Origin of the sequence: Thermoflexus sp., from assembly GCF_042408365.1 — a bacterium.
Lineage (GTDB): Bacteria > Chloroflexota > Anaerolineae > Thermoflexales > Thermoflexaceae > Thermoflexus.
Genome location: NZ_JBHOQJ010000261.1, coordinates 1 through 13,146, shown reverse-complemented (window position 1 = coordinate 13,146; position 13,146 = coordinate 1). Strand labels below are relative to the sequence as shown.

The 13,146-nt window shown below is 62.0% G+C and carries 4 protein-coding genes; 3 read left to right on the top strand and 1 reads right to left on the bottom strand.

Annotated elements, in window-relative coordinates; all coding sequences use genetic code 11:
- Positions 1 to 148 precede the first annotated feature (148 nt).
- Positions 149 to 691 carry a CvpA family protein gene (locus tag ACFMO5_RS11990; protein WP_376792988.1) on the bottom strand — a complete coding sequence of 181 codons (543 nt, stop codon included), beginning with the start codon at positions 689 to 691 and terminating at the stop codon, positions 149 to 151.
- A 319-nt stretch (positions 692 to 1,010) separates the two neighbouring features.
- On the opposite strand from ACFMO5_RS11990, the gene ACFMO5_RS11985 reads away from it, so the two are divergent.
- From ACFMO5_RS11985 to add, 3 genes are all read left to right on the top strand, one after another.
- Entirely contained in the window at positions 1,011 to 5,081 is a 4,071-nt protein-coding gene (locus tag ACFMO5_RS11985) for an SEC-C metal-binding domain-containing protein (RefSeq protein ID WP_376792987.1), read from the top strand.
- Between the two features lie 131 nt (positions 5,082 to 5,212).
- Positions 5,213 to 11,605 (top strand): GAF domain-containing protein, encoded by a 6,393-nt coding sequence (locus ACFMO5_RS11980; RefSeq protein WP_376792986.1) that lies wholly within the window; start codon positions 5,213 to 5,215, stop codon positions 11,603 to 11,605.
- A gap of 260 nt (positions 11,606 to 11,865) precedes the next feature.
- Positions 11,866 to 13,002: an adenosine deaminase gene (add, locus tag ACFMO5_RS11975; RefSeq protein ID WP_376792985.1), complete on the top strand. Its 1,137-nt coding sequence runs from the start codon at positions 11,866 to 11,868 to the stop codon at positions 13,000 to 13,002.
- The last annotated feature ends 144 nt before the right edge of the window (positions 13,003 to 13,146 follow it).

The window sequence follows — 13,146 nt, the reverse complement described above, 5'->3', positions numbered from 1 at the left end:
CGGGCGCCAAAGGCGCCCGGCCCCCCAGCCTCCTGTGGCCCTTTGGGCTGTGGGGAGGGGGGATCCAGGGGGTGGGGCCATTCGCACACATCCTCAAAACGAGGGTGGAAGAGGCCCTGGCGATCCTGCTTGCTGGGAGAGGATCCCCTCACGGCCATCCGGTTAGGATGGCCGGGAGCGGATACATGACCAGCCGTATCGGGGCAATGGCATAATTCTTGAAGAGCATCGCGATGGTGGGAAGCGTCATGGAAACGTGGAAATCCGCGCGGAGGGCGGCGGCGACAGGGGCCAGCTGCCATGTCCAAGGAACGGTGAGGCTGTAGAAGATCAAGGTCAGGATGGCGCCCACCAAAACCAGCCACCAAAGGATCCCGGAGAGGCCGCCCAAGAGCGCGTCCAGCAACCCCAGGGCCGTTAGACGGGTTTGTCGGTAGAAAACGAAGTTCAGGAGCTCCAAGCCGATATAGGCGATCAGGAAGATCACGACGAAGAAGAAGATGGCGGTCTCAATGGTGATGAGACCAACAGCCCGGGCGAATGCGCGGGCCAGGAAATCCTGAAAGCCCAGCGCGATCAGCATGGAGAGATAAACGGAGGCCAGGCTCAGGATCTGCTTGACCAGCCCTCTGCGACCCCCCAGATACGCACTGATCAGCGCTCCGAAAACCACTACCAGATCAAGAACCATGGCCACCTCCAGGACTGTCGGCCTTCCCCTAGCAGGGGCGCATAGGAAACCGTCGAAGATGGCTCTCACATCCTCGCGTGTTCTTCGATTATACAGTAACCTGAAGCGGTGGAGGGGTAGGAACTTTGTCATCCACCTCAAACACTTACCCTTCCCCGGCGGGGACGAATTTGGTTTAAACTTAAGTAGGAGTTACGCAGTTTGGGGCCCTTCCGATTCCTCTCGTGGGCGCCAAACCGCGTAACTCCTACTTCAGTTCGAGTGTCCCACGGGCAGTTCCGTTCTCTGAGCGCAACCTTCACGCGATGAGAGGAAAGCAATGCTGAAAAAGGTGCTGGGGAAGATCATGGGGGACCCATCGAATCGCTGGCTACGCCAATGGGCCCCATTGGTGGAAGCGATCAATCGCCTGGAGCCGGAGTTCGAGGCGCTGACGGACGCCGAGCTGCGCGCCATGACGGACCGCTTCCGGGCGCGGATCGCGGAGGCGATCTCCGGACATCGGGAAGCCCACCGCCGAGCTTATCTGGCCTGGCTGGTGGAGCGGGATCCGGACCGGCGCACGCAGCTGGAGTACGAGATGAAGCAGCGCCTGGCAGAGCTGCGTCAGGCTGAGGAGGCAGTCCTGGAGGAAATCCTCCCCCAGGCCTTCGCCGCCGTCCGGGAGGCTTCCAAACGAACTCTGGGACTGCGCCATTATGATGTGCAGTTGCTGGGCGGCATTGCGCTTCATTTCGGCAAGGTCGCCGAGATGAAGACCGGCGAGGGGAAGACGCTGGTCGCCACCCTCCCGCTGTATCTGAACGCCCTGCTGGGCTTGGGAGCCCATCTGGTGACGGTGAACGACTACTTGGCCCGGCGGGACACCCGCTGGATGGGCCCGATCTATCATATGCTGGGCCTCCGGGTCGGTCTGCTGCAAGCCGGGGAGGGCAACGCCTACATTTACGATCCGGATTACGAGGGGGGGAAGGAGGACTTCGCGCAGCTGCGCCCAGTCTCGCGCAAGGAAGCGTATCTGGCGGACATCACCTATGGAACGAACAACGAGTTCGGCTTCGACTACCTGCGGGACAACATGGCCTTCACCCTCGAGGCGCGGGTCCAGCGGCTGGAGCGTCCGCATCGCTACGCGATTGTGGATGAGGTGGATAACATCCTCATCGATGAGGCCCGAACGCCGCTCATTATCAGCGGTCCGGCGGAGGAGGCAACGGAGGAATACATCCGCTGGGCCCAGATCGTAAAGCAGCTACGGCCCGGGGATTATGAGATCGACGAGAAACACCGCACCGTCCATCTCACGGATTCAGGCTACGACCGGGTCGAGCAGCTCATCGGCAAGCCCCTCTTCGACCCCGAGCGGCCGGAGGAGCTTACCCCTGAGCAGATGAAAATGATCCATCACCTGGAGCAGGCCCTCAAAGCCCAGCTCCTATATCACCGGAATCGGGATTACATTGTGCAGGGCCGTCAGGTGGTGATCATTGATGAATTCACCGGCCGTCTGATGCCGGACCGCCGCTGGTCGGATGGCCTTCATCAGGCGATCGAAGCCAAGGAAGGGGTGCCGATCCGCCCGGAGAATGTCACCTACGCCACCATCACCATCCAGAATTACTTCCGCATGTATGAGAAGCTGGCCGGGATGACGGGCACAGCGGCTACGGAGGCGGAGGAGTTCCAGAAGATCTATGGATTGGATGTGGTGGTTATCCCTACCCACCGTCCGATGATCCGCGTCGATCATCCCGATGTGATCTACCGCACGAAGGAGGCCAAGCACCGGGCCATCCTGCGGGAGATCATTCGGATGCACGCGCTGGGGAGGCCGGTGCTGGTGGGGACCACCTCGGTGGAGGCCTCGGATTATTTGAGCAAGCGCCTGCAGGCGGAAGGCGTGCGCTGGCTGGCGCTGGTGGATCTGGTGAAGGACGCGCTGCGGCATCGAGAGGCCCAGGGGGAAGACCTCCCGCTTTCCGAGGAAGACCGAGGGGCTCTCGGCCAGCCGCCGGAGAAGCTTCCCATCGGGAAGCTCCGCTCCTGGGCCCGGGCGCTGGGGCTGGAGCCGGATCCTATGGCCCCGGCCAATTTGGAGCGCTTGGCGGAGCTGTGGGAGGTGGAGCAGACGGATCGCCTTCGGCGCATCTTGGAGCATGGGGTTCCCCACGAGGTACTGAACGCCCGGTATCACGATCGGGAGGCGCGCATCATTGCCCAGGCGGGCCGGGTGGGGGCGGTGACCATCGCCACCAACATGGCGGGGCGCGGTGTGGATATCAAACTGGGCGGCGAGCTCCCCGAGGAAGTTCTGGGGGATGTGAACCGGGTTCTGCGCCGGGCCGGGTTCGATCCCTACGAGATGACGTTCGAGGAGCGAGCGGAGGCCCTGCGGCGGCTGGAGCCCTCTCAGTACGGGCTCTACCGGGAGGCGGTGCAGCGTTTCCTGGATCATATCGAGGGCGAGCGCACGGTGAAGGCGCTGGGCGGCCTTCACGTGATCGGCACGGAGCGCCACGAGGCACGGCGCATCGACAATCAGCTGCGGGGCCGCGCCGGCCGTCAGGGGGATCCCGGTTCCTCGCGGTTCTATCTATCGCTGGAGGATGATCTGCTCCGGCGGTTCGCCGGGGATCGTCTGCGCAGCTTTATGGAGCGCGTCTGGGGAGATGATGATGAGCCGCTGGAGCATCCATGGCTGAACAAGACCATCGAGGAGGCCCAGCGGCGGGTCGAGGGCTACAACTTCGATATCCGCAAGCATCTTTTGGAATACGACGATGTTCTCAACCGTCAGCGGGAGCTGATCTATGGCCAGCGGCTCCGACTGCTCCTGCGAGATGACCTTCACGACGACCTCTGGGCGATGGTGGAGGCGGAGGTCGGGCGTCGGCTCCAGCAAATGAAGCCCGGTGAGGGGTGGAAAGTGATCGAGTGGCTGGATAGCATCCAGCCGCCCATGATGCTCAGCGATGGGCGGTTCCTCCCATCTTTCAGCTTGGCCTTGCTCTTGGAGCGGCTGGAATCCGGTGAGCCTTCCCTTCGGGGGATGGCCGCGTTGCTCCGTGAAGCGGCGCAAGCGGCAGCCGCTCATTGGGCGGAGGCAGCCGCCCGCGCGGTTCAGGCCGTCGCGGAGCGCAGCCGGGATACGCTCTCCGATTGGCTGGATACCGCCGAGCGAGCGTTCGAAGATTGGCTTGAGGAAGGCGCGGAGGGTCGCCAGTCGCTTAATCTGCGGAATCTCTTGGAGCGGGTGCGGGAGCTGACTGGCCTGGAAGTCCGACTGGAGGGCCTCCGGGCGACGGCGCCGGAGGAGGTGAAGGAACGCTTGCTGCAGGCGGTGCGGGAGGCTGGGCATCGCGCGTTACGGCTGCAAGCCCTGACCGCCGCCGCCCGCCGGACAGGTGTGGGGTTCACCCTCAGTGAAGCGGATTTGCTGGAGGCCACCTGGGAAGAACTGACGGAGATGATCCGTGAGGGGGTCCTGCAGGAAACCCGATCTCGGCTGGAGGCTCATCTCCAGGAGGTAGAAGGGATCCTGGCGGATCGCCTGAACGGGCAACGGGATCCCGCTGTGCTGGCTCAGGCGCTCTGGGAGGCCCAGTTCACCCGACAAACCACGTTTGATGCGCGAACGCATCAACGGGTGGCTTACGCGCAAGTGGTGTTTCCGCTCTCGTATCTGGCGGGGCAGCTGCTGGAGGAGGTCCCGCCGGGGGAGCGCAGCACGCGGATCCTGGAACACCTCCGTCAAGTCTTGGAGGCCCGTGAGGAGGAGCTGGGCCGCACCGTATGGGCCTCGATGGTGGAGCAACGGCCGATCGATCTGGAGGAAGCAGCTCGCCTCAGCTTGATGAACTGGCTGGGTGCGGAGCGCTGGGAGATCGTTGCAGAGGTTCCCTTCGGGCGTTGGGAGCCGGAGCTTCAAGAGGCAGCCATCCGGTTCTTTGGGCGCCGGGCTTTCTCAACAGCCGCCCGTAACTTGCTGCTCGGTCTGATCGGTCAACTATGGGTGGATTATCTGACCGCTATTGAGAACTTGCGGCAGGGGATTGGGCTGGAGGCCTTCGGCCAGCGAGATCCGCTGGTTGAATACAAGCGACGGGCGTTTGAGATGTTCCAAGATCTGCTGAACAACATCCGCGCGGAGACCGTACGGCGGCTCTTCTTGATTGTGCCCGCTGGCCAGGCCCTGGCCCGGGAACGCCGGACGGCGGCGGGCGCTCGGATGCGGGTTCAATCGGAGGCGGCTTCCCGCCCCATCGGGCGGAACGATCCGTGCCCGTGCGGCAGCGGCAAGAAGTATAAGCACTGCCATGGCCGGCCCGGGGCGCCTCCCCTTCCCGGAACCGCAATCCCATCGGAACCGGTCTCGAAGCGCCGCCGCTGATTAGTAGGAGGAGATCCAGCGCGGGCCCCACAACCCTATAGCACGGATCAAAGTTCACAAGGAGGGGGATGGGGTCCTCCCGCCTCCTTTCGCGGGCTCCGGATAGCATAACGCCTATGGGGAGTTGTGGCATGGGCCGGCAAAGGCAATTCACCTCCACGTTCAGAGCACGTTTGGATCTGCGGAGCAATCGCTTCCACCTGGATGAGCGGCTCGCGGCGGCATTGGAACCCTGGTTGGATCCTCGGCAACGCGTGCAGACGGCCGAATGTATTGTGAGAGTGTCTCCCCCTTGGTCCGCCTTACAAGAGGCGATCCGCAAGGGAGAGCCATCTGCCGGATGCCTCTGGCTAACCTCTCTGGCCCTCCCATGCCGCTTTGCTGCGGTGCCCGGACGATCTCCACATACCCTCCGGTTCCATTTGGAGCCCCTGATCCCTCTGGAGCGTCTGGCCCAATGGGAGGCTATCGCGGAGCCCCTCTATGTGTTAGATGAGGCCGGCCGGATCCTCTGGTTGAACGCTGCGGCTTCCTCCTTCTGGCGAATTCCTCGCGTGGATTTCCTGGAGCGCCTGATCTGGGAGTGGGTCAACCCGGCCCAACAAGGGGCGATCGCAGAGGCCTGGGCTCAGCTCTTCCGGGAAGGTCTCCCAGCCACCTGGGAGGTGCTCCTCGGCCCTGAGGGGGAGCGTGGTCAAGCCCGCTGGTTAGCCACTGCGGGTCCCTCATGGGGCGTCATCCGTCAGATCGCCTCGGGCGCAGAAGAGCGGCTTCAGCGGGAGCTTTCCCAGGCCCTGGGGATGGTGGCCGAGCTGGCTCACCATCTTCACGATCCGCGGGCTCTGATGTCCAGCGCCCTTCACCTTCTGATGGAAATGTGGAAAGCGGATGCGGGAGTGGCCTACCGAGTACAGGGCCGATGTCTGGATCTGTTGATCGGCTTCGGCCTGGACGAGGGATTCGCGGCTCAATTTGGCCATGTGGAGCTGGATGAGCCTACCTACCTGGCTTTCCTGGCTCATCGATATGCTTGGTATATTGAAGACATCCGGACGGCCACCCTGGCGCCGATTACGCGAGAGATCGCAGAATGGGCAGGGATCCGCACGTTGGTGATGCTTCCGCTGGTGCATCGGGGGACCCCGGTTGGTCTTCTGGCCCTCGGTTATCGCTGGCCTCGCCCCGCCTTCTCGATGGAGCGCGATCTGCTTACGCTGCTCGGCACTCAAATCGCCCTGGCCCTGGTGACTGCCGAGAGCTTGCGCTCCGCTCGCGCGACGCTGGATCAATATGAGCAAGCCATCGCCCAGGTGCTGGAGGTGGGTCGCGAGGCCGCCCGAACTGCTGATGTGGAGGGGTGGCTGGATCTGGCGTTGAGGGTCATCCTGAAACTGTCCCGGGCGGAGGTGGGCTTGCTCCTCCTGCCGGCAGAGGGACGTTCTTCCCTGCCCACCTCGGTTGTGGTTGGTTTGGAGGGCGAGCCGGTCAACCCCGGTTCTTTTGTTGAGCAGAGAAGCCTCCAAGCGTTGATGAAAATTGAGGAAACTCGAACGGTCCGGTGGGAGGGCCTTCCAGAGCCGATGAGGAGCCTATTGCCATCCTCTGCTTTCGCCCTCGCTCACATCATCCCCCTACGCTTCGCCGGCCGCTCCATTGGCCTGTTGATTCTCGGAAGGAGCCAGCCCGTTCCGGCAATGACGGAGGTTGAGACACGCCTGGTCGAGGCCTTGGGCGGCCTCGTAGCCTCTACGGTGTATGTCTTCCGGCTGCTGGAGCATACCCACCGAATGGCTCACGAGCTGTCGGCTTTCTATACGATGATCGGCTTGTCCGGTGCTGTCCCCGATGTTTCCCGCCTGGCCGATGAGGCGCTGAGGTGGATCTTGGAGAGCCTGGGGTTGGATGGAGGATGGCTGTATCTGCTCGAGGGAGAAGGGGAGGGCAGGCACATCAGCGGCCTCGATCCGGCGATCGTTCAGGCTCTGATCGCACAGCTACCACCGGAATCGATGGAAAAGGTTCTTCAGGAAAGCCAGATTCAGGTTCGGTTCAAACCGGCTGGCGAGGACTGGCCCGGAGGCATCCGTATGCTCATCCTGGCTCCTCTTCGGGCGCAGGCCCGAACGATCGGCTTATTGGGTCTGGCCTCCTCACGCCTGGAGCAGGTGCTCCCATCCGAGCGCGAGTTCATCGCGGCCATCTCGGATCAGCTTGGCGCGCTCTTAGAAGCAGCCCGCCTGACTTTTCGGGAGCATCAACGCAGCCAGCTGATGGAGCGCCTGAGCCGGGCGATGGCGGTGCTGTCCGCCGAGATGGATCCGGACACGGTCCTGACGCAGGCCATTCGGGCGACTTGTGAGCTCTTTGATGTGGGTCGGGCCCAGATCTGGCTATGGGATGCCTCGGGGAAGCAACTGGTTTTACGGGCAGCGACCGATCCACAGCGATCTCCCCCAGGACAGCGCCTGCCTTATGAGAAAGTGAGCACGCTTCTCGGGGCGCCTCCAGGCGAACCGCGCCTCTTTCTGGATGCGGGGGACCTGGGATGGGCCGGTGAGTTCCATGGAGAAAAGGTGATCATCGCGCCGTTGCCATGTGGCGAGCGGACGTTGGGCTATCTGGTTGCCTTCTTGGAAGCCTCAAAGAAGTTTCAGGCGGAAAAGCTGGAGGCCTTACGGCTGTGGGCTTTCCACACAGCGATCGCTTTTCAGAACGCTGCTTTGTATCAGGAAACCCATCAGCGGATCCGGGATCTGGGGGCGCTGGTGGTTGGGGCTGCTCTGGCGGCTTCCACCCTGAGCACGGAAGAAGTCCTCTGGCAGACAACGCGTCATCTGGCAAGCGTGCTCCGGGCCACTAACTGCACAATTTCCCTCCTGAATCCCCAGGGGGATGCGCTTGTGGTGCACGCGGATTACACGCCGCCCGAGCGGCAGGCGGAGGATCCCTCCCCTCCGGAGATTGGCCGCTCCTATCCTTTGATGGAATACCCGGCGACTCTTCGCCTGTTCGAGGAAGGGGATTTCATGGTGATCCGGGCGGACGATCCGGAGGCCGATCCTCATGAGAAGGCGTGGATGCGGGTTTTCGGTTATCAGACCTGCCTGATGCTCCCTCTGCGGGTGCGAGGTCGTGCTATCGGGCTGATTGAGATTAGCGATGTCCGATTGCGTCATTTCACCGAGGAGGAGATTCAACTGGCCCGGGCGTTAGCGGATCAGATCGGGGTGGCCTTGGCCAACACCATGCTTTACGAGGCCGAGCACCGGCGTGCCCGCTTGTTGGGGGCGTTCAGTCGGATCTCCCGCGCGTTAACTGCCACTCTGGACTCCAAAGAGGTATTCGATATAGCGGTCCGGTTGGCGGTCGAGGAGATGATGTGTGATGGGGCGGTGGTTTTCTTGATCAGCTCCGACCCGACCGTGGTGGAAATCGTGGCCTCGGCAGGACTGCTCTCCGAGTACCTCTTAAAGGGCAGCACCCGACCCGTGGTGGGAGCCCTTGCGCAGAGCGTGACTCAAAACACCATTGTGCGAATCGCAGATGCCCTGCAGGATGAGGAGTACTTGTATCTCGCTCCCGAAGGGGTCCACACGGTCCGCTCGGCGATCCTTGTCCCGCTTCGCATGGAAGATTTCGTCATCGGCGTCCTGGTTCTCTTCTCAATCCATCCCAATGCATTTTTCTCCGATGATGAGCCGATCTTCCAATCGTTTGCGGATCATTTGAGCCTGGCGCTTCACAACGCCCGGCTTTATGAGGAATCCCAGAAGCGGATCGCTGAGCTCACCGCGCTTCAGGAGATAGCCGCTCAGGCTACATCCATCCTGGACCTTCGTCAGGTGCTGGAAACAGTGGCGCGGCACCTCCTGCAGCATACCCGGGCGGATCGGGTGTATATCCATTTGCTTGATGAAGAGGGAAAGCAATGGCGCTCCGGGATGACGTTTGTCCGAGGTGGGAGGCTTCGCTTCGAGGCGCCCATACCTCGGCCTGAGGGGGTGACCTCGACGGTGATCCGAACCGGTCGCCCGCTGGTCATTCCGGACACATCGACGCATCCTCTGTTCCAGGATCCGGAGGCACAGGCCTGGGGGATCCGGGCGATCGCTGCGTTTCCGCTGCGCCATGCCGACCGGGTGATGGGCGCCCTGAATGTGGTGTTCGAATCCCCTCGCTTGTTCAGCGCCAACGAGCTTCGCTGGCTGAACACCGTTGTCGATCAGGCGGCGGTGGCGATCGCGAACGCCCGTCTCTACGAGGAAGCCCTAAGTCGCCTGCGGGAGTTGGAAACCCTGTACCGGGTTTCAGAGATCGCTGTCCGCTTCACAGACTTTGACCCCATGATCGACCAAATCATCCAATTGCTCCAGAGGGAGCCAGCCTTTCAATATGTCGCCCTTTTCCTGACGGATCCTACAGACCCCACTGTACTGGTTCGGTATCGAACCGGTGAACGGGAGGAGGAAGCGCAGCATGCGGCTCGCCTTCGGGTGGGGGAGGGCATCGTAGGTCGCGCCGCCGCCACACGGTCTCCGGTGCTGGTGCCGGATGTGCAGGCGGATGAGGGATACCTGCCTATGATCGCTCAGACCCGCGCTGAGTTGGCAGTTCCGCTTCTCATCGGCGATCGTCTGATCGGCGTCCTAGATGTCCAGAGCCCGGAGCCAGGGGCTTTCCGGGAGGATCATGTCCGCCTTCTTGGGACCCTCGCCGGGCAGCTGGCGATTGCTCTGGAGAACGCACGGCTTTTCCGTCAGGCACACCGCCGTTTGAACGAGTTGAGCATCCTTTACGAAGTTATCGCCGCTGCATCGGTCACCTTGGATCCGGAGCGCGTTATCCATCAGGCCCTCCTGGCGATCCAGCGGACGCTTGGCTTTGAAGCGGTGGAGTGCCTGTTGCTGGAGGAAGAGACAGGGCGTCTCCGGAGCTATGGGCATTATGGGTTCTCGGAGGAAGCGATTCGGGTTCCTCTGACCATCCATCAGGGGATCACCGGCCGGGTGGCCCGGACTGGGATGCCTGCGCTCGTCCCAGACGTCCGGCAGGATCCCGATTATCTGGAAGCGGAGCCGAGCACCCAGTCCGAGCTAGCTGTCCCCATGAAAATCGGAGAGCGGGTGATCGGCGTGCTGAACGCGGAAAGCCCTCGTCTGAACGCCTTTACGGAGGAGGACCTGCGCCTGATGACCACGCTGGCCGGTCATCTGGCGGTGATTCTGGAGAACGCCCGTCTCTATGGGGAGACCGCTCAGCGTCTGCGGGAGGTCACCACGCTCTATGAGTTCGCTCGCCGTATGAGCACCACTTTGGATCTCGGGGTCCTGCTGGATTCTGTGGTGACGACTCTGCGGGAGGTCCTCCACTGCCGGGCGGCGAATATTATGTTGCTGAATCCCCGGACGGAGATGTTGGAGATCCGAGCCGCTGCCGGGGTCAAGGACCGCTGGCGGCAGGAGGCCCGCCTGCGGATCGGCGAGGGGATCGCCGGTCAGACGGTTCAGGAGAGGCGCCCCATCTACGTGCCGGACACCCGCGAGGATCCTCGCTTCGTGGTCTTCGATCCCTCGGTCCGCTCCTTAATGTGCGTTCCATTGATGGTTGGCGACCGGGTGATCGGCGCCCTGTCGGTGGATCATGAAATCCCTTACGCCTTCCAGCCGGAGCATGAGCGCTTGCTGACCATTGTGGCTGCTCAAGCGGCTGCCGCGATAGAGAACGCCCGCCTGTTCCATGAATTGAGGGCCCATGCGGAGGAACTGCGCCGGGCATATGAGGAACTTCAGGAGGCCGATCGCTTGAAGGACGAGATCGTGCAGAACGTCTCCCATGAATTGCGCACGCCCCTGACGTTCATTAAGGGGTATGTGGATCTCCTGATGGAAGGCTCGATGGGGCCGTTAACAGAGGCCCAGCGGGAAGCCATGGAGATCATCGCGGAGAAAACCAACCTCTTGAGCCGGCTGGTCGGCGACATCGTCACCCTGCAACGGATCGAGCGGGGAACCCTTTCCTTTGAGGCTGTGGATATCGTGGCCCTGGCCCGGATCTCTATCCAAAGCTTTCAGCTCACCGCTGCCCAGGCCGGCCTGGAGTTCGTCATGGAGGATCCCGGGGGGCCGGTGATGGTCTGGGGGGATCGGGAGCGGCTCTCCCAGGTTCTGGACAATCTGCTGCATAATGCAGTGAAGTTCAGCCCGAACGGGGGGCGGATCACCCTTCGCATCCTGGATCAGGAGGACCATGTTCAGGTGTCGGTACAGGATACCGGCATTGGGATCCCGCCGGATAAACTGGAGCGCATCTTCGAGCGGTTTTATCAAGTGGATGGATCCACCAAGCGACGGTTCGGGGGAATGGGGTTGGGCCTGGCGATCGTCAAGCGGATTGTCGAAGCCCACGGCGGCCGAGTCTGGGCGGAGAGCGAGCTCGGAAAAGGCAGCACCTTCTATTTCACCATCCCCAAGCCGCCGACCGTGGCTTCTGATGAATTGTTGGAGTTCCTTTTTGGCGAGCCGTAGAGCGCCTTACAGAGATTTCACGACTTTCCCCATCTGGGGACCGCCGAAGGCGGTTTCCAACCTCTGAAGGGTTTTCTCTTCTCCCTCCCCGCATCCCCTCAGGATGCGGGGAGGGAGAAGGAGGGGGGTGGGGCGGATGGCCCCTCCGTCGCATATCCTAAAAAGTGGATGAAGCACTACCAGCAAGGCTCGATAAGATGACGTCCGCGAGTGCACAAGAGGATAGAGGATCGAGAGCGTTAGAAGGATCCCCGGAGCGTGTGCGGAGGCGTCTCCGGCATGGACCGGTGGCGCATGCATGGCGCGCTCTTCTGCATCGCCTGCCTAAAGTCGACCTGCACCGGCATCTGGAAGGCTCGCTTCGTCTGAGCACCCTGATGGAGATCGCCCGCCGGCATCGGATCCGCCTGGGGCTGGATCCGGCAGCCAGAGATCTGGAGCCATTCGTTCGATTCACGGTCAGCGAGCCCGCGGATTTCCACCGTTTTCTCTCCCGATTCAGGCTCCTTCGTTTGTTCTACACCGATGAAGAGGCAATCCGTCGCATGGCTTATGAAGCGGTCGCGGATGCCGCGCTCGACCATGTCCGTTATCTGGAACTTCGCTTCAACCCAGCGGCGCTGGCCCAGACCCAGGGATTCCAACTGGAAGAGGTCACCGCTTGGGTTCTGGAGGGTGTGCGGCAGGCTCAGCGGGATTTCGATATCCAGGTGCGCCTGATCATGACCATCGTGCGTGGGGAAGATCCGGAGGTGGCTTGGCAGATCGCCCGCCTGGCTGCTGCCTATCGACCCAACGGTGTGGTGGCGCTGGATTTGGCAGGGGATGAAGTGCACGAGGCATCACGGCCTTTGATCCCGGTTTTCCAGTGGGCTCGGGAGCAGGGGCTTTTCCTGACCATCCACGCAGGAGAGATTGGCCCGCCAGCAAATATCCGCCATGCGATCCTGGTGATGGGTGCCCATCGCATCGGCCATGGGATCCAAGCCATTCACGATGTTGAGGTCCTACGGCTGCTTCACGAGCGGAACATCCCTCTGGAGATCTGTCCGACCAGCAATTTGCAAACTGGAGCCGTTGCCGGGTTCCATCACCATCCCCTGCCGGATCTCTATCGGCTGGGCCTGAAAGTCACACTGAACACGGATGACCCCAGCATCAGTGACACCACGCTGACGGATGAATATTTGTTCGCCATGGCCGGAATGGGTTTGCAATGGAAAGATCTGTTGCGGATCCTCGAGAACGCAGTGGAGGCCGCTTTCCTGAGCCTGGAGGAGCGCCAGAACCTGGCCTGTCGCCTCCGCCGGGAGATCCAATCGCTCGAGCGGATCTGGCGTTTTCAGGTGGAGGAAAGTGAGGGAGATAGCGAAGCTGCGAGCTCCGCAGGTCCATGAGACGTGCCTGTTTTCTACGAAATTAAAACTAGAACTCTCTCAACCCTTCTCCTCTCCAGGTCTTTCTCCCCTTTATCCCAACCCGTGGTGACGAGCTTCCGATTCGGGGAATTTCTGTGAGGGGCGGGCCGTGTAAGCGGCCCG

What these genes read in the sequence shown, in the direction of transcription:
- ACFMO5_RS11990 (WP_376792988.1), bottom strand. Translation starts at nt 691, where the DNA reads ATGGTTCTTGATCTGGTAGTGGTTTTCGGAGCGCTGATCAGTGCGTAT.
- ACFMO5_RS11985 (WP_376792987.1), top strand. Translation starts at nt 1,011, where the DNA reads ATGCTGAAAAAGGTGCTGGGGAAGATCATGGGGGACCCATCGAATCGC.
- ACFMO5_RS11980 (WP_376792986.1), top strand. Translation starts at nt 5,213, where the DNA reads ATGGGCCGGCAAAGGCAATTCACCTCCACGTTCAGAGCACGTTTGGAT.